Source organism: Flavobacterium aestivum, from assembly GCF_026870175.2.
GTDB lineage: Bacteria > Bacteroidota > Bacteroidia > Flavobacteriales > Flavobacteriaceae > Flavobacterium > Flavobacterium aestivum.
Genome location: NZ_CP113977.2, coordinates 3,466,478 through 3,486,301, shown reverse-complemented (window position 1 = coordinate 3,486,301; position 19,824 = coordinate 3,466,478). Strand labels below are relative to the sequence as shown.

12 protein-coding genes are annotated in these 19,824 nt (G+C 34.0%); 4 read left to right on the top strand and 8 right to left on the bottom strand.

Annotated features, from left to right (window positions below; genetic code table 11):
• Window positions 1-46 precede the first annotated feature (46 nt).
• The 6 genes from uvrA to OZP08_RS14960 all read right to left on the bottom strand — a co-directional run bounded on the left by uvrA (window position 47) and on the right by OZP08_RS14960 (window position 9,385).
• Entirely contained in the window at window positions 47-2,878 is a 2,832-nt protein-coding gene (gene uvrA, locus OZP08_RS14985) for an excinuclease ABC subunit UvrA (protein WP_281322222.1), read from the bottom strand.
• Between the two features lie 87 nt (window positions 2,879-2,965).
• Window positions 2,966-4,759: a chloride channel protein gene (locus OZP08_RS14980; protein WP_281322221.1), complete on the bottom strand. Its 1,794-nt coding sequence runs from the start codon at window positions 4,757-4,759 to the stop codon at window positions 2,966-2,968.
• 58 nt (window positions 4,760-4,817) lie between these two features.
• Window positions 4,818-5,984, bottom strand: a complete 1,167-nt coding sequence (locus tag OZP08_RS14975; RefSeq protein ID WP_268846903.1) for a S1 family peptidase — start codon at window positions 5,982-5,984, stop codon at window positions 4,818-4,820.
• Window positions 5,985-6,173: 189 nt separating this feature from the next.
• Window positions 6,174-6,842 (bottom strand): DNA alkylation repair protein, encoded by a 669-nt coding sequence (locus OZP08_RS14970; protein WP_268846902.1) that lies wholly within the window; start codon window positions 6,840-6,842, stop codon window positions 6,174-6,176.
• 160 nt (window positions 6,843-7,002) lie between these two features.
• Window positions 7,003-8,688, bottom strand: coding sequence for a gamma-glutamyltransferase (gene ggt / locus OZP08_RS14965; RefSeq protein WP_281322220.1), 1,686 nt, complete (start codon window positions 8,686-8,688; stop codon window positions 7,003-7,005).
• A gap of 112 nt (window positions 8,689-8,800) precedes the next feature.
• On the bottom strand, window positions 8,801-9,385 hold the full coding sequence (locus OZP08_RS14960) for an acyl carrier protein phosphodiesterase (RefSeq protein WP_268846901.1): 585 nt from the start codon (window positions 9,383-9,385) through the stop codon (window positions 8,801-8,803).
• A gap of 225 nt (window positions 9,386-9,610) precedes the next feature.
• Between OZP08_RS14960 and glmM the strand changes: the two genes are divergently transcribed.
• Entirely contained in the window at window positions 9,611-10,999 is a 1,389-nt protein-coding gene (glmM, locus tag OZP08_RS14955) for a phosphoglucosamine mutase (protein ID WP_268846900.1), read from the top strand.
• A 238-nt stretch (window positions 11,000-11,237) separates the two neighbouring features.
• On the opposite strand, the gene OZP08_RS14950 is transcribed toward glmM, so the two are convergent.
• Window positions 11,238-11,519 (bottom strand): hypothetical protein, encoded by a 282-nt coding sequence (locus OZP08_RS14950; protein ID WP_268846899.1) that lies wholly within the window; start codon window positions 11,517-11,519, stop codon window positions 11,238-11,240.
• Window positions 11,520-11,908: 389 nt separating this feature from the next.
• Here OZP08_RS14950 and OZP08_RS14945 point away from each other — a divergent pair, with 389 nt between their 5' ends.
• Entirely contained in the window at window positions 11,909-13,405 is a 1,497-nt protein-coding gene (locus OZP08_RS14945; protein WP_268846898.1) for an aminotransferase class V-fold PLP-dependent enzyme, read from the top strand.
• Between the two features lie 770 nt (window positions 13,406-14,175).
• A complete protein-coding gene (locus OZP08_RS14940; protein WP_268846897.1) occupies window positions 14,176-18,054 on the top strand; it encodes an NPCBM/NEW2 domain-containing protein in 3,879 nt (1,292 codons plus the stop codon).
• Window positions 18,055-18,143: 89 nt separating this feature from the next.
• Here the strand turns inward: OZP08_RS14940 and OZP08_RS14935 are convergent, their stop codons facing one another.
• A complete protein-coding gene (locus OZP08_RS14935) occupies window positions 18,144-18,989 on the bottom strand; it encodes a lysophospholipid acyltransferase family protein (RefSeq protein WP_349293473.1) in 846 nt (281 codons plus the stop codon).
• Window positions 18,990-19,164: 175 nt separating this feature from the next.
• Here OZP08_RS14935 and OZP08_RS14930 point away from each other — a divergent pair, with 175 nt between their 5' ends.
• Window positions 19,165-19,803 carry a rhomboid family intramembrane serine protease gene (locus tag OZP08_RS14930; RefSeq protein ID WP_268846896.1) on the top strand — a complete coding sequence of 213 codons (639 nt, stop codon included), beginning with the start codon at window positions 19,165-19,167 and terminating at the stop codon, window positions 19,801-19,803.
• The last annotated feature ends 21 nt before the right edge of the window (window positions 19,804-19,824 follow it).

Genomic DNA, 19,824 nt, shown 5'->3' with positions numbered 1-19,824 from the left:
TCCACTGCTATCGGGGTTAGGGCATCCGTTTTCAATTCAACTTTTACTAAAGTAATTCTTTTTTCAAAAACTGTGCCGTATGGCTTTTTTTATTTTTAGCAATTTCTTCCGGTGTACCTTTTGCTACAAGTTGTCCGCCACCTTTTCCACCTTCTGGGCCAATATCTATAATATAATCGGCCAGTTTGATTACATCCATATTGTGTTCAATAATCAAAATGGTATTTCCTTTGTCTACCAATTTATTGATTACATCCATCAATACCCTGATGTCTTCAAAATGCAAACCTGTTGTAGGTTCGTCAAGAATATAGAACGTATTTCCGGTATCTTTTTTAGAGAGTTCACCAGCTAGTTTGATACGTTGTGCCTCACCTCCAGAAAGCGTTGTGCTTTGTTGACCAAGAGTGATGTAGCCCAAGCCAACATCCTGAATTGTTTTTACTTTTCTATAGATTTTTGGTATGTTTTCAAAGAAAGGAACCGCTTCGTCTACTGTCATATCCAATACATCCGAAATAGATTTTCCTTTATACCTAATCTCTAATGTTTCTCTGTTAAAACGTTTTCCTTGGCAAGTCTCACATTCTACATACACATCGGGTAAGAAGTTCATTTCTATCGTACGTACTCCGGAACCTTCACAGGTTTCACAACGACCACCTTTGACATTAAAACTAAAACGTCCCGCTTTATAGCCTCGAATCATACTTTCAGAAGTCATTGTAAACAAGTTTCGGATTTCGGTAAAAACCTCTGTATAAGTCGCAGGATTAGATCGCGGTGTTCGTCCAATCGGGCTTTGGTCAATATCAATTACTTTGTCTATATGCTCTAAACCTTCAATCTTTTTATACGGTTTTGGAATTTTAACACCATTAAAATAGTGTGCATTCAAAATAGGGTAGAGGGTTTCATTAATCAATGTCGATTTCCCGCTTCCGGAAACTCCTGTGATGCAAATCATTTTTCCCAAAGGCAATTCAATCGAAACATTTTTCAGGTTATTACCAGTAGCTCCGGTTAATTTTAGGAATTTCCCGTTTCCTTCACGACGTTTTTTGGGAATTTCCAATTTCATTTTTCCATTCAGATACTGAGCTGTAATGGTATTCGATGCCAAAGTTTCTCCAGGAGTTCCAATACTGATTATTTCACCACCGTATTTACCGGCTTTAGGTCCAATATCGATTACATAATCGGCTCGTTCAATCATGTCTTTGTCATGCTCAACTACGATTACAGAGTTACCTATGTCTCGTAATTGCTCAAGGGAATGAATCAGCTTGTCATTGTCTCTTTGGTGCAAACCAATGCTTGGTTCATCCAGAATATACAAAACACCAACCAGTTGTGACCCAATTTGGGTTGCTAGTCGAATACGTTGTGCCTCACCACCTGAAAGGGATTTTGAGCTTCGGCTTAAAGCTAAATAATCTAAACCTACATTCATCAAGAAATCCAATCTATCTTTGATTTCCTTAATTACTTCGGTTGCAATTCGTTTTTGTTTGTCTGATAAATGATGATCTAAGTCCAAAAACCAAGCTGTCAAATCCGAAATATCCATATCACATAACTCAGATATGCTTTTTTCGTTGATTTTAAAATAATTAGCTTCTTTTTTCAAACGGGAGCCTTCGCAAACAGAACATTTTACTTCGTCCATAAAAGCGGCAGCCCAACGTTTTATTGATGATGAACCACTCTCGTCGTGTTGGTTTTTTATAAAATGGGCGATTCCTTCAAAATCAATCTTATATTCTCTGGCAACTCCAAGATCTTTGGAATTAATGGTGAATTTTTCTTTTCCACCGTTCAAAATCATTTCCATTGCTTCCTCTGGAATGTTTTCAACAGGATCAGTCAATTTAAAACCATATTTTTCACCTATAATTTCCAATTGTTTGAAAATCCAAGATGATTTGTATTCGCCCAAAGGTGCAAAACCACCTGCTTTAATTGTTATTTTAGGGTTTGGGATGATTTTTTCAACATTTATTTGGTTAACAGTTCCTAAGCCGTTGCAATGATCACAAGCTCCTTTTGGTGAGTTGAAAGAAAATAAATTTGGTTCCGGATTTTGATATGATATTCCTGTAGAAGGACACATTAAATTACGACTGAAGTAGCGTACTTCATTCGTATCCTGATCTAGAACCATCAGTACATTTTCGCCGTGATGCATGGCGGTGTTAATACTTTCGGATAAACGTTTTTCGTTATCTGGTGTATCTTCAATAACCATTCTGTCAACAACAATCTCAATGTCATGGGTTTTGTAACGATCTAATTTCATACCTGAAACTAAATCTTGAATATCACCATTCACACGAACTTTTAGGAATCCTTGCTTGGTAATTTGCTGAAAAAGCTCTGCGTAATGCCCTTTTCTGGCTCGAATAATCGGTGCAAGAATATTGATTCGTTTTCCGGTAAAATCCTGAATAATTAATTCTTTGATTTGCTCATCCGAATAAGAAACCATTTTCTCGCCTGTGTTGTAACTATAGGCATCAGCACCACGGGCATACAGCAAACGTAAGAAATCATAAATTTCTGTAATGGTTCCCACGGTAGAGCGTGGACTTTTACTGGTTGTTTTTTGTTCGATAGCAATAACGGGAGAAAGCCCATCAATTTTATCGACATCGGGACGTTCTAATCCGCCCAAAAACTGCCTTGCATAAGCCGAGAAAGTTTCTACATAGCGGCGTTGTCCTTCGGCATAAATAGTGTCGAAGGCTAATGACGATTTTCCTGATCCGGAAAGACCAGTAATGACTACTAGTTTTTCTCTAGGAATGGAAACATCTATATTTTTAAGATTGTGAACGCGTGCACCTTGTACTTCAATCGTATTTTCTGTATCTAGCATAATTTTTTGCAAAAAAGCAAAGTTACCATTTTGATTTATTCTTTTGATGTGAGGGAGAACAAAATTAATGTAAGTGTAAAATTAGTTTTATTCTATTATCATTGATTTTAGTTTGGTTCTGTAAGTTTCTAAGGCTACAGATTTTGAGATAAAACCATAGTAGATGCCGTTTTTAAGTACTGGTAAAAAAGCTACTTTTGTGGCTTCAAATTTATCCATTACCGTTTCCATGCTATCAGCAGGATATATAACGTCAATTGGTGTTTTCATTATTTCCTTTATCAAAGTGTATTTTACTCGATACTGATTAAAAATAATTTCTCTGATATCATTAAAATGTACTATTCCCAAGAGTTTATTTTCTTCGTTTATCACAGCAAAAATAACTTGATTAGAATGGGAAATTAGATCTACTAATCGTTCTAAATTTTCATCTGGAAAAACAGTTAGATAATCGGTTTGGATAATAGAATTTGTATCTAAAGTTGAAAGTACGTTAGAATCTTTATTACTGGTAAAAACATGTCCTTTTTTTGCTAATCCCTTAACGTCCAATGAGTGTTTTTCAAAAGCTTTAGAAATGGCAAAACTAATAGAGGCAACAATCATAAGTGGTATCATTAACCCGTAACCTCCAGTAATCTCTGCGATTAAGAAGATTGCTGTCAATGGAGCATGAAACAATCCACTTAAAATACCAGCCATGCCAACCATTGTAAAATTACTAATAGGTAAATTGGTTAAGCCTGTTAAATTCAATAGTTTTGAGAAGAAAAAGCCGACATAAGAACCTAAAAATAGAGAAGGAGCAAAGCTACCTCCATTACCACCACTTCCTAGGGTAATTCCTGTAGCATAAGCTTTAAGCATTAAAGCACAACCTACAAATGCTAATAAAGCCCAACTGTTATTTCTAAATTCACTAAAAAGTGTGTTTTCTAATAATTCACCGGGGTCACTATCGGATAAAGTTCTTATACTTTCATATCCTTCTCCAAAAAGTGTTGGGAAAATAAAAATTAAAAGAGCTAAAATTGATGCCCCAAAGAATGCTTTTTTATAGGGTGAAATTTTGAGTCGACTAAAAAAATGCTCTGTATTTTGAAAATTTCGGGCATAAAAAATAGCTACAAATCCAGTAATAATCCCTAAAAGAATGTAGTAAGGGATATTATGATAATTAAAAGTTTGTTTTCCTGTAAAATTCAATAAGATTGTTTCATCCAAAACCATTGCAGATACTAATGCTCCGGTTGCAGCAGCAATCATAATTGGTGTAAATGCGGAAATGCTTACGTCTACAAGTAATACTTCTACAGCAAACAAAACTCCTGCAATTGGAGCATTAAATGCGGCGGCTATTCCCGCTGCAACTCCACAGCCAATAAGCATTGTTCTGTCCTTGTAATTTAAACTGTATTTTTGGGCATAATTAGAGCCGAATGCAGCTCCTGTAATCACAATTGGACTTTCAAGTCCTGCAGAACCCCCAAGTCCGACGGTAAGCGAACTGGTTACAATTTGGGCATACATTTGTTTTTCTGGAATAATACTTGCTTTTTTGGCTACGGCATATAAAATCTGTGAAGTTCCTTTTTCAATTGTGCCTCCTAAAAATCGTTTTACTACAAATACTGTAAGTACAATACCAATTACCGGTAACATTACTTTTAGGAGGCCTAATTTAAAAAAGGTTGCATGTATGGTTACATAAGTAGCAAATGTAAAAACCCAGTGAGCAAATGTTTTTAAAACAATTACGGCAAATGCTGATGAAATACCAACCAAAACACTTGATAAAAAGATAAATTGCTTTGGACTTAAAACGGATTGCGATAAGGCAATTATATTCTCTACTTTTGAAATTATCTTTTTAAGCATTATATTTTTGAAGATGGTTTATCACAAAAATAAGCTTTTTAGTGCAAATGGTAACAAACTAATTCACTAAAGCCATAGCATGTTTGGCAACAATTCCAAAATTATACCCCTGGGCTTCGTCATAACCAGCATAATTGATAGCGATAAGCTGACCACATTGGTTAAAAACGGGTGATCCACTGGCACCATGTGTTGATGTTACATTGTATTGTAGACTAACACCGTCTGATTCTTTATTAATTTGGCCTTCGTAAACTTGTACTTTTATACCTCTGCGTGTGTTGGCTAGCTGTAATCCCATTGGGTAACCAATTAAGATTGCATTAGTTCCTGGTTTTATACTAGCGTCATCTTTTATCGCATTGTCTAAATCAACATAATCCGTTACAGAACCTGGTAGAGTTTCGCTCATAAGTTGTAAAACAGCAACATCTACTTCGTCTCCGTCGGCTATTTTAAAAACTTTACATTTTAACCAATCGTCTTTAGAACCATGAAGGGCTACGCTAATTTCAACTGTTTGAGGAACAATTTCGATATCTTCAAGATTTGTATAAGTTACTTGGCTTGTTACAGCTTTTTCTTCTGATTGATTGTCTGAAATCAAATCATTTACTTCACTATTTACATTTGTTGAATCAACATTTGCAACTGGTGCTGCAGCCGCAGCTGACTCACTTTCTTCACTATATTCTTCTTCCGAACCTTCTCCATCATTATAATAATCATTCCAATGAGATTCTAAATAGGTTTTATAGTCTTTTTTCTCAATAGAATCTGGAAGAATAGCAGCAATATGTCCTTTTAATTCATCAAAATTTTCTGTTTTTTGTTCAGAATATTTCCAAGGTTCAGCAACATGGTGATTGGTAACAATTTTTCCATCGTTTGATACAAAGAAACCAGTTCCGGAAATTGTTTTGTCTTCAAATGAACTATCTTCAACATTAATTTGAAAAGGTTCTGATCCTTTGATTGAAATTTGCAAAGCATAAGTATGTTTGACAAGCACAACAGCATCTTTGTATTTATCGTAAATCTCAGTTTGATTATTGAGGCATACCAGCTCTTTTTTATGGAATTTATCCCAAATACGAGGTACGATAATTATACCAAGGACTAATACTCCTGCAACGATTAGAGCTATTTTTTTATTTCTAGCCTTTTTATCGGCTTGTAATGTATCGACATTATTTTTTTCTTCTGAAGCTTGATTTTCTAACATTTTTTAAAAATTTGTGAGCAAATTTAATAAAACAAACCGTACTAATAATGTGTAGTTTTATTTTAATCAAAATTATTTTTGCCTTTTTTGTTAAAATGTTATTTGTGAGTGTTTTATGGTTGTTTTTTCTTTAAATAGTTTGGGGTCTAGAAGCTCAAAATGAATGAGATAAGAAGAAAACCATTCATTTTACTTCATGTTTTTCAGTGCTTCTTTCTGACTCAATTTTTTTAAATCAGTGTTGGAAACAAAATCCTTTACCGCTTCGGGATTTGTTTTTGCATATTCACGTAACGCCCAACCAATGGCTTTTTGTATAAAAAACTCAGTAGACATTTTATGTTTCTCGCTGACCAATTTTAATAGATTAAAATTTGTTTTTTCTTTGTAACCTAACTGAAAAAGAATAGCACTTCGATTGAGCCACATATTGTCGGAAGAGGAGAATTTATGAATAACTGAATCTGTTTCTTCAGGGAATTGCAGTAAATAATTTCCCAATAGATATTTGGCTAGAAAATCAATACTGTCCCACCAAGAGTTGATTATGATTAGTTTTTCAATAAGTTGAATGTCGTCTTTTATATAATTATTTTTGAGGTTTTTTATCAAAATTTCCATAGCGCAATAATGTAGCTCCCGTTCTTTTTTTGAATATAAAGACAAAGCTATTTCTCTTGCATTATCGGAAACTTCTTTTTTGTTTTCTGTCCAAATATTTTTGAAAATTCTTCTTCTGTCCTCAGTTTTTATTCCAAAAAACTGAAAATTGTTTTTCATGTATTTTGACATGGCAACTGCATTTTCGGCATTGCTATTGTCATTAAAAGTCTTTTCTAAAGAGGATATAAAATTCATATATAAAAAAATTAATCTATTTTATCTACGTGAATCTGCGTGAAATTTGACACGTAGATTCGGCAGATTTACGCAGATTTTTTTTAAAATCCTTATGAAAGGCAATTTGTTGTGTATTTATAAATATCAATGATAATTCGGAATTTCTAACTTCTAAAATTTAAAATCCCACCGCTTTATTATCTGCTCTTTTATCTGCCCCACCTTCTAGTTTCCCGTTTGGAAGTACCAAAATCGCATCGACTTGACCAATTATTTCTTTGTTTTTTTCATTGATGATGTATCCTTTTTTGGCTAAATCTTCGAGCAATGATTTAGAAAACGAATTGGGTTCAAAAACAACTTCATCAGGTAACCATTGATGATGAAAACGAGGAGCATCGACTGCTTCTTGCATACTCAAATTAAACTCGTAAACATTCAAAATTGTTTGTAATACCGAAGTAATAATAGTAGATCCTCCGGGAGTTCCCACAACCATAAAGAGTTTGCCGTTTTTCTCTACGATAGTTGGCGACATAGAGCTCAACATTCTTTTTTCGGGAGCAATGCTATTGGCTTCCGTTCCTGTGAGTCCATATAAATTGGGTACTCCTGGTTTGGCACTAAAGTCATCCATTTGGTTGTTCAGAAAGAAACCCAATTCATCACAATAAATTTTAGAACCATAATTGTCATTTAGAGTTGTAGTAACCGAAACTGCATTTCCTTTAGCATCGACTATCGAATAATGAGTAGTTTGTTTGCTCTCGTAACCTTGAATTGCACCGTGGGCAATATCTGCTGATTTTGTGGCTTTATCGAATGAAAAATCACTCATTCGTTTTTTTAAATAAGTAGGGTCTTGCATTTCTTTTAACGGGAGTTTTACAAAATCAGGATCACCCAAGAAATAGTTTCTATCTGCATAGGCTCTTCTTTCGGCTTCAGTAATTACCTGAATGGCTTTCATACTATTATGTCCCATTTTGGCAAGATCATAAGGCTCAATCATTTTCATGATTTGATTCAAACAGATACCGCCGCTACTCGGTGGAGACATGGAGGTAATCTTTAAATCTTTGTAATTAAAAGTGATTGGAGTTCTCCATTTGGCCTGATATTTTGCCAAATCTTCAAGAGTTATAATTCCGCCTTTTTTATTTAAAAATGAAACTAGTTTTTGCCCAGTTTCCCCTTTATAGAATTCATCTTTACCATTTTTTGAGATTCGTTTCAAGGTTTCGGCCAAAGCTAAATATTTGATAGTGTCATTCGCTTTATATACTTTAGAAAACAAGCTATTAGGGCCATTTGCTTTTATAAAGGAAGCTCTATGTTCTGCTAAGCTTTGTGCTTGATGTTGAGTAACTATAACTCCTCTTTCTGCCAAGGCAATAACAGGTTTTAGAATCTCACTTATTGGTAAGGAACCATATTTTCTGTGTACTTCAAATACACCAGCAATCGTTCCGGGAATTCCTGAGGCTAGAGCAGTTTCGGTACTTTTTCCTTTAATCACATTTCCTTTTTCATCCAAGTACATGTTTTTTGATGCTGATAGAGGCGCTTTTTCTCTATAATCAATAGCACCAGTTTCTCCATTGGCTTTTCTAAAAACCATAAATCCTCCGCCTCCAATGTTTCCTGCCTGAGGATGGCTTACCGCCAAAGCCAATTCGGTGGCAACCATAGCATCAAAAGCATTTCCGCCTTTTTTTAAGATTTCCGATCCAATTTTAGAAGCTTCTTCTCGTGCCGAAACGACCATGGCTTTAGACGTAACTAAGCCAGTAGGCTCGACTATTTTTTCGTTCGATTTGCAACTTAAAAATAAGACTGCAAGTAGTAGGATGAATTTTTTCATATGCTGATATTTATTGTTTTTTATAGGTCATATGTTATTGCTTCGCCTGTTCGCTATCGCTCGAGTCACTTATCATCATTGGTGTTTACAACGAATTTTGGTCATGCTAATTTCATAGCGTTATTAGTTTTTGATGGGATTCTATTCTTAAATCTTCAAAGAAAGTTGTGAATTCTTGTTCAAATTCAGAGTAGAATTCTTTAAGCTCATTCTGAGCAAATCTCATTTTCGACTCGTTTTTGGTTCTACTGTCCATTCGAGTTAAAATTTGGCTAATTCCTTCTACAGATTGATAACTTACTAACCAATTTTGATTGATTATATAAGGCATCATTCCTTTTGTTCTTTCTGATAAAAATGCATAATTATCCTGTAAAGATTGATAAAAATGATTTGTGAAATCTACCAAATTTTCATCAGAATAATTGCCCCAGTTTTTAGCCAGAAAATGATCGTAAAAAACATCTACAATCACACCGGCATAATGATGATAGTTTTTGTGTAAGCGTTTGGTACTTTCTCTAAAAATAGGGTGGGAATCGGTATAAGTGTCAATAAAACGATGTAAAATGATTCCTTTTTGAATCTCTAAGGGGTAACTGCCAAATTGTTTCCCACGAATTCCATCGGCCATAAAGTTGCCTATTTTTATTAAATCATTATCTCCGGATAAATAAATATGGGCTAGAAAATTCATTTTTGTTGAGTTTCTAAGTTTCTTAAGGACTAAGATTCTAGGTTTACTTTCGTAAATGTATAAACTTTTTTATAGATTATTTTAAAAATAAAGCTCCCAGAACAAATGTTGTGTTTTTAGAATGTAGAATTGAAGAGTCAATTTTGGGAAAACTTAGCTTCTTAGCACCTCAGAAACTCGGCAACTTTTTTATATTTGTATCCAATAACAATCTAATTTAAAAAAATGACTTTAATAAAATCAATATCAGGAATTCGAGGAACTATAGGTGGGAAAGTTGGAGATAATTTAACTCCTGTTGATGCCGTAAAATTTGCTTCGGCTTACGGAACTTGGCTAAAAGAATATTCCAAAAAAGCTAAACTAACAGTTGTAGTAGGTCGTGATGCTCGTATTTCGGGGCCAATGATTCATAATTTGGTTATCAATACACTTATAGGTTTAGGGATCGATGTAATTGATTTAGGGCTTTCTACAACACCAACTGTTGAAGTAGCCGTACCATTGGAAAAAGCTGATGGTGGTATTATCTTGACAGCTTCTCATAATCCAAAACAATGGAACGCCTTGAAATTATTGAATGAGAAAGGTGAATTCTTAAGTGGTGCTGCAGGAGAAAAAATCCTTGAGATTGCAGAAAATGATGCTTTTGATTTTTCGGATGTAGATCATTTGGGTGAAATTATTCAAAATGATGCTTATATGGATATTCATATTGATGAAGTGTTGAATTTACCATTAGTTGATGTTGAAGCGGTTAAAGCGGCTAAATTTAAAGTAGTTGTTGATGGTGTAAATTCATCAGGAGGAGTTATTATTCCAAAATTATTAGAGTTGATGGGAGTTGAAGTAGTAAAATTATACTGCGAACCAAACGGACATTTCCCTCATAACCCAGAACCTTTAAAAGAACACTTAACGGATATTTCAGAATTAGTAGTAAAAGAAGGTGCTCATTTAGGAGTTGTTGTTGATCCAGATGTGGATCGTTTGGCTTTTATTTGTGAAGACGGAGAAATGTTTGGCGAAGAATATACTTTGGTTGCTTGTGCTGATTATGTTTTGAGTAAAACTCCAGGAAATACAGTTTCAAATATGTCATCTTCACGTGCATTACGTGATGTAACCAAAAAGCATAATGGAAATTACGAAGCCAGTGCAGTAGGTGAGGTGAACGTAGTGGAATTGATGAAAAAGAACAACGCAATCATTGGTGGAGAAGGTAATGGAGGAATTATTTATCCAGAATCACATTATGGTCGCGACAGTATGGTAGGTGTGGCTTTGTTCCTAACTCATTTGGCAAACAAAAAAATGTCGGTTTCAGCTTTACGTGCTTCTTATCCTGAGTACTATATGAGCAAAAACAAAATTGAATTGACTCCACAAATTGATGTAGATGCAATTCTTGTTGCCATGACAGAAAAATATAAAAATGAAGATATTACCACAATCGATGGAGTGAAGATTGACTTTGCCGAAAATTGGGTACATTTAAGAAAATCGAATACAGAACCAATTATTCGTATTTATACCGAAGCGGCATCTCAACAATTAGCAGATGATTTGGCTTTGAAAATTATTGATGAAATAAAAGCTGTAGCTGGGATTTAATATCACTTTTTTTTAAAAATAAATAACCCTTTTAGTTCTGGAATCTCAGGACTGAAAGGGTTTGTTTTTTTGTCTCAATTTCTAAATTGTCGCTGTTATTTAGAACAAAATTGGGAAGAGTAAAGTGGGTTGTATAGGCGAGTTTTGATTCTGTTCTGTATGATAATTGAATAAGGCGGTACTGTCACTTATGACAATCCGCCCTCATTTATTTTTGCTATAATAAAATTGTAATAGGTTAACCACCATTGTATTCAAAGTGTAATGGAGATATAACTGGATCTATTGATGGGATTCCATTCTTGCTAAGAATAGGTATCAATGTTTCTCCGAATTCATTAAACTTATCAGCATTTTCCCAAACATCAACCACTTTCCAGCCTTTATCGGTTGGGGCGCCTACGTGATGTACCAAACCTTTTGGATTTTCATGACCTGCTTCACGCAAATCTTGCCATACCTGATCGTATTGATCTGATGTCATACCAGGAATGTCCATTTGAACCACTATTTTTCCCATAATTTCTAAATATTTATTTGCCTACTCTTTGTTCGGATTTTCTGCTTACTCCATTTTTTGTATATAAATTATAAAACAGTTACATAGGATTTTCTTTTTTTGGAGTGTTTCACAGAAGCAAAATAATGATTATAAATAAGGCTAAAAATATTTTTAAACCTAATATTTTTTGAGGGCAAAAAGCTCAACAAAAATACAAATATTTTGAGTTAATATCTTGATTTGTAGTTTATTATATTTGTTGTTTTAGTACTATTTTTATTTGTAAAATAAAAATAGTACTAAAACAGTGTTAAGTGTATAGTTCTAGGTAAAAAGAACTGAAATTAACTGTTCTAGGTGTTTTGAATTCAATAAGAAAGACTAAATTTGCCTCAAACATGATTAAAATGAGCATGACCCCATCGACAATACAAGAAACTCAACTGGAGCAATATTTTCAACAGTTTCGCAAGAATATTATAGGAATCGACCAAACGTTTGAATCGCCTTTTGGTTTGCAAAAAATTATTTATACTGACTGGACTGCCAGTGGACGCTTGTATCGTCCTATCGAAGAAAAGCTGATGAATGAGTTTGGACCATTTGTAGCCAATACCCATACTGAAACTACCGTTTCCGGAACTGCAATGACCAAATCCTATCACCATGCCCGTCATATTATTAAACATCATGTGAATGCCAATTCTGATGATGTTCTTATAACAGATGGTACGGGAATGACAGGAGTTGTAAATAAATTTCAAAGAATATTGGGATTGAAAATTCCTGAAAATCTAAAAGAATTTATCAATATTCCTGCCGATAAGAAGCCGATTGTTTTTATTTCTCATATGGAGCACCATTCTAACCAAACGTCTTGGTTGGAAACTATTGCTGATGTAGAGGTTATACCTTCAACAGAAGACGGTCTTTTTAGTATAGAAAATCTCGCTAAGCTATTAGATAAGTACAAAGATAGAACCTTTAAAATTGCCTCAATAACTTCATGTTCGAATGTAACAGGGTTGAGAACACCTTATCATGAAGCTGCTAAATTAATGCATCAAAATAATGGAGTTTGTTTTGTGGATTTTGCTTGTTCTGGGCCTTATGTAGAAATTGATATGCACCCAGAAGATCAAGAGTCGTATTTAGATGCGATTTTCTTTTCACCTCACAAGTTCCTTGGAGGACCAGGTACTTCTGGAGTTTTGGTTTTTAATAAAAAATTGTATCACAATATGGTTCCTGATTGTCCGGGCGGAGGAACGGTTTCCTGGACTAATCCTTGGGGAGAACACAAATATATTGATGATATTGAAGATAGGGAAGACGGAGGAACTCCTGGTTTTCTTCAAGTTATCAAAACGGCATTGGCTATCCAACTAAAAGAGCAAATGGGAATTGAAAATATTCTCAAACGTGAACATGAAATTGTGGAGTATGTTTTTGACTCATTAGAAAGCGTTCCAAATATCAAGATTCTTGCTGGTCAACATCATAATCGATTAGGAGTGATTTCATTTTTTATAGATGACTTGCATTTTAATTTAGGTGTGAAATTATTGAATGATAGATTTGGAATTCAAACCCGTGGAGGTTGCAGTTGTGCCGGAACTTATGGGCATTTCCTATTGCATGTAGATCAAGAAACATCTCATAAACTTATAGATGAAATTACTTTAGGGGATTTAATCAAAAAGCCAGGTTGGATTAGAATGTCGATTCATCCTACCACTACATCGGCTGAAATTGAATATGTTTGTAATAGTATCAAAGCTTTGGCAGAAAACCATAAAACTTGGTCATTAGATTATAATTACAATAAAGACACGAATGAGTTTTTACATAAAAACACACAAATGTTAGAAGACGGATTAGTAAGTAACTGGTTCTCTTTGTAATTAGTAAGTTTTAGGATATAATAGTTTAGTGGTAAAAGAAGATATTTTGCTTGCTAAACCCAGCACATCTTGTATAAAGCCATCAATTATTTGTTCGTAAATAATTGATGGCTTTTATTTTTTATAGCAATGTCTTAAATGGAATAAAAGTGACGCTTTTCTTTAAGTTAGATTGCATATTAAACAAATGCAATTTTTTAAAAAATAGTTTAAGGTTTGAATAAAACTTTTCTAACAATGTTATCAAAATTCCTCAGTAATCATTTCTTTCTCTTAAAAAAAAACATACTAATTCACCGGGTAAAAGCTATGAGTGTTTAGTTGTCAATTGATTATATCCAATGTTATTTTTTAGTTTATTTAAATTTAAGCTTTTGTAAAGAAAAAACCGATCTGGAGGGGTCTAGTAGGTTTTTTTGAGAAGAATTTTGAATATTTTATTCGGCAAAATGATGTTTTTTTGAGCATTTTTAGTGTAAAAAATCAGCTCTTAAGTCAATGAATATCAGGGTTTTTTGAATTTTTTTAATAAGTTTTAAATTACATATAAAAAACGTGTATTTTTGAAAAGATCAGGTTTGTACAGAAAGAAGTTTATTTAATTATGATTTTAATTTTTTAAATCATAAAAAAAAGGTTAAAAAATAATCTATTTATCTGCATTTGTTTTATTAGTGTTTTTAATATGATAAATGCTTTTAAAAAATTCGATTTGTATAAAACTGTAAACTAAATGCCCCAACTTATTATAAACAAAAACTTATGAAAAAATGAAAAGAATTTACATTTTACTCATTACTGGATTTTGCACGATAAATTCGTTTGGTCAAACAAGTAATTTGACATTAACATCTGGTAATTCGGAATTACAATCCCATTTTGATTGGGCAAAAAACAGAGCGTTGAGCTTAGTGATCACTGGTAAGGCAGATTATACAGAAACTGCTTATTGGGGTTCGTATGCCCATGATAAGGCATACTGCATTAGGGATATAACGCATCAGTCTGAGGCAGGACATTTACTTGGATTGGATAATGAAAATTTTTACATGATGAAACAATTTGCCAAGTCAACTAAAAATATGCAGACTTCGCAAAAAAACTGGGTATCTTGGAAATTTGATTTCTATGGGAATGAATCTCGTTTTAATCGAGAGCTTCCTTCTCCCTTTGATGCTGTACAACGTTGTTATGAAAACTATTTGTGGTCTGGCGATTCACGTTGGATTAATGATCCGGAGCTAAACTATTTTTATAATTTAACACTCAATACCAATGTTAATGAATACGATACAGCAGTTCTTGGGTTGGATATTGATCCTTCTTTAATAGGTAACGGTGTTGTTGGGATTACTGAATCTCAAGATGGACTTGCATCATATCATGAGTTTCAAAACGAGAAGCTTTATGAAGCAGGTGATTCTTTTGGATCCCAATATCAGGCAACTTTGGCTTATGCTGAAATTTTGAAAGCACAGGGTAAGACGAGTGAGTCAAATGCCATGTTCCAAACTGCTGCCAATCTAAAAAATCATTTTGAAACAAAATGGTATTCTAATTCGGAACGTCGTTATATTCGAGGATTTGAACCTAATGGACATGCACAAACAAATTGGGGGCATGAAAATAGTTTTTTCATGGTCTTGAAAAAATTAATTGAACAAGGAACCGGTAAAGGTCAGGATTATATTGATTTTGTTCATGTTTCAACAATGAATGATCCTATCAATATTGAGGCACAAACGTACTATGCGGAGGCTTTTTATAATAATGAGCAAAATCATTTGGGATGGCACTGGCTGCTTAATGTAATGCGTTCACGAAACATTTATCCAGAGGTTGCTTATATGTGTGTGTACAATACCGTTGGAGGTTTGTTGGGTGTTAGAGCCGATGCGCCAAATAATAAGTTTTTTACAATTTCTCGTTTGACCAAAGCTGTACCTTGGGTTCAGGCTGAACATATTCCGGTAGGAAGTAATGATGTAACGGTGCGTCATGATGGTATTACATCAACGACAGCTACAAATAATAGTGCAAATCCGATTACTTGGGAAGCACAGTTTTACGGAACTTATGCTACATTGAATGTTAATGGAGCTAGTACAGCTGCACAGCAAAAACAATTAAATGGAAAAACAATATCTTATGTTGCGGTACCTTTAAGTAATAATACACCAGTAACGGTTACTGTACCACCAACAGCTCCAGCTGATTTTGTTTATCTTAGTGATATGACGCCAACAGCGAATACTGGAACTATTTATCCTGAAACAAATTCAGAATCTCTTATTTTGATGGTGCGAGATAAATACTTTACTAAAGGATTCAGTACAAGAAATGGTACAGAGGTTTCGTATAATGTGGCTGGGAATTCTTTATTTAAAGCTAAAGTAGGAGTTGATAGAAACGTGGGAGGAGTTATGAACTTTCAAGTTTGGGGTGATGGAGTAAAGCTTTATGAAACTGGAAATATGACCGAAAGGGATGAGTATAAACCAATTTCTGTTAATATAGTTGGTGTAACTACTTTAAAGCTAGTTGCTGTAGGCAGTACTGGGAATGTTTCGGCTGACTGGGCTGATGCAGGTATTGCAAAAGCGCCAAATGCTGATTTTATCGTTGAGTATGTTTCAATGACGGATAATGGTAACAATGACGGATTGGTTGATCCGGGTGAAACAATTAATTTGAAAGTGAAAATTACAAATGCAGGAGTTGTACAATCGGGGAATGTTAATTTGAGTTGTGTTCCATGGGCTAGTGATATGTCATATATTACAATCAATAGTGGTACAGGGAATATAGGAACACTAGCTGTTGGAGCATCAATAGAGAAAACCATTACAGCAACAATAAGTGCTGCTACTGTTAGACACTCACCTTTAGAGTTTAGTTTTATTGCTAATGACGGAAGTGTGACAGGATCAACCGTTAAAATATTGACTACACCTTTTCCTATTTTCAATTTTAAACATAACGGTATAGGTACTGAAACAATTGAAGATAATGAGCTTAGCGCTGGTGAAACAGCCAGTTTTGACTTGTCTATTGAAAACAAAGGGAATGGTATTACAAAACCAATAACAGCTACTTGTGAAGTAATTACTGGAGCTCAGTATGTAGATATAACGCCATCTGAGGCAAGTAAATCAATTGCAGCGGTTGCAGCAGGAGCGATATCAAATTTTACTCATGGAATAAAGGTTAAGAATGGAGTTGTTGGTGGTACTGAATTAAGATTCAAGTTTGTTATTGATGATGGTATTGATAAAACGGAGATAATTAAGCAATACTTTGTGACTAAGCCTAATTTTAATGTTAATTTCGGAAAGCTTGAAAATAAGAGCAACCAAAAGCCTATGGTTTTAGGAGGTAGTCAAAGTGATTATACAATTCAGATTCTTAATGATGGTAATGGATTTTCTACTGCAAATACAAACGTTACGATTACAGCAACTGGAACAAACGCTTCGTTGGTTACTGTAAATACGCCTTCGTTTAATTTAGGAAGCTTATTGGCTAATAGTAAGACGGATAAAATTATTAACTTCTCTGTTAGTTCAAAAGCAAAAGTTAATGACATTGTTGAATTGACGATAGTAATTAAAGACGGAATCTATACAAATACTAAAAAGCAGAAATTTATTGTGGGCAAAATATGTCTGAGTGATATGCTTTTCTCTTATAACCAAGGTAGCTACTCTGAGGTTTTTAGAGATTCTAAAGTAATGAGTACTTCGCCTATAATACTTGGAGGTGTTACTTATGCTAAAGGACTAGGAGTACATGCAACAAGAACCATTCATGTTGATCTAAACGGTCAGTATTCTAGATTTACTTCTATTGTAGGTATTGATGGAGCTGTTGTTGGTAGTGGTTCTGTAAAGTTTAATGTTTATGATGAAAATAATGTTAGTTTGTATACTGGAGGTTTGCTGGAAGGAAGCTCTACTGGGCCAAATAAAACAGAATCTATAGATATTGATGTAACAGGAGTAAGGGTATTGAAACTTGAGGTTACTGATGGGAACTTAAATGGTATTAATAGCGATCATGCTGATTGGGGGAATCCTCAATTAAGACCGATCGAAGAAGTTGTACTGGCTCCGGCTATACCAGGTAATTTGGTTGCAACACCTAATTCCGCGTCATTACAGATTGGATTAAAGTGGGTAGATAATGCTACAAACGAGACGGCTTATGTAATTGAAAGAGCTTCAAATAATGGGGCTTATAGCGTAATTGCGACTCTAGGACAAAATGTGATTTCTTATACAGATACAGGACTTGCTGTGGGTATCAATTATTCGTATAGAGTGAAAGCGGTTAATGGTACTCTGATTAGTGATTGGAGTAATGTTGCGAAGGCTACTTTATCAACTTTAGGGTTAGGTGAGTCAGAGATGGCAGGAGAAAAAGAAGGTTTTGTAATATATCCTAATCCTTCATCTAGCAAAGTTAGTTTTATGTTTGCTAAAGAAAATAGTATTACAGGAACTATATATATCTATAGCTCTTTAGGGAAATTATTGGATGTGATTAAAAACCAATCAAGCTATTCGGTTAATCATTTGCCAAAAGGAGTGTATTTTGTAAAATTGGTAAACGATTCTGTTGAGGTAACGAAGCGTTTAATTGTAAATTAATTTTCTTTTGTAGGAAAAAAGAAAAAGGCCGTTCTGTATAGAACGGCCTTTTCTATTATGGGGTTAAAAATTGAGGTAAAGGTTCAATTCTATTCTTTTTCTTGATTATTTGAATCTGTATGACCGTGTTTCCATCTTTTATGGGTCCATAAATAGTATTCTGGAGTCTCGTAGATTTGTTTTTCCAGTAGTTTTATGAATTGGTCTGTAATTTCATAGTTTGGAACTTCGCGGGGATTATCCGAAAGTAATTCTAGAGTTGCTTCATAATAGCCTCGTTTTACTTTTTTGGTATTGAGATAGACGACATTCATGTTGTATCTTTTCGCTAACATTTCGGCACCAGTATGAACAGGGACTTTGATTCCCATAAACTCGGTGTGGTGAAAAGCGTTTTTTTCCTTTGGAGATTGGTCACTTGCAAAACCATAGATAGATAGTTTCTTATCGCGGTTATTTTTTATAATAGTAGGCACGGTTTGTTTTGTAGTGATTAATTTGGCATTAAATTTTGAACGAATTTTATGTACTAATTTGTCAAAATATGGGTTTTTTATTTGTTTGTAAATTCCATAACCTTGAAAAAGTGTATAATAATTCATTGAAATAATCCACTCGTAACTAGCGTAATGAGAACAAATTAAAGCAACGCTTCTTTCTTGTTTTTCAAGCTCTTTGTATATCTCTATATTTTTGAATACGAATCTTTTACATATTTCTTCTTTTGAAATATTCATTGTTTTTATCATTTCCAAAAACATGTCACACATGTGATGATAGAATTTTTTTTCTATAACTAATCTTTCTTTGTCTGATAAATGTGGCAAGGTTATTGCTAGGTTTTTTCTAACAGTTTTTTTTCGGTAGCCAACAATATGATAAATGATTATATATATAAAGTCTGAAAACAGATATAAGAGCCTGAAGGGAAGCATTGAAACGCACCAAATCAAGGGGTAAGCTAATAAGTATATGAGGTATTGCATTGGAAGTAAATTTTAGCAAATATAAATCAAATAATTTTGTTTGTTCATTAGTTTATGATTTCTGTATGAAAATGGAAGCATAATATTAATTAGATTTACATTAAAATTTAAAAACCTACATTTTATGAATGCCATTTTGATTGGAATTATTGTTGCTAACGTGCTTATAAGTTATAAAGGATTTAATGATATATCATTTTTTAGAAAATATGAATTTCATATTGGTAGTATACGAGCAGGCGAGCAGATTAGAATGATTTCTTCAGGGTTTCTACATGTTGATATAGCGCATTTGGTATTCAATATGTTGACACTCTATTTTTTTGCTCCGGTAGTCTTTAGTTATTTAGGTGCTTTTTCGTTTGTGTTGGTCTATTTCGGAAGCTTGATTTTCGGGAGCTTGTTAACAATGTTACTCCATAAAGAGGATTATAGTTATAGGGCAGTAGGTGCATCGGGAGCTGTTACGGGGGTGTTATATTCGGCTATATTGTTGCGTCCCGATATGATGTTGGGATTGTTCTTTATTATTCCGATCCCGGCATATTTGTTTGGAATTGTGTACTTGTTGTACTCGATCTATGGGATGAAAGCAAAGAATGATAACATTGGTCATACTGCTCATTTTGGAGGGGCTATAGGAGGGTATTTGATTACGCTTTTAAGAGATCCTCAATTATTGGAAGAACATACTTTGATGGTTGTGCTTTTAGCTATCCCGATAGTGATTCTTTTTGGTATGGAAAAAATGGGTAAACTTTAAAAATAGAATTAAAATTAAATC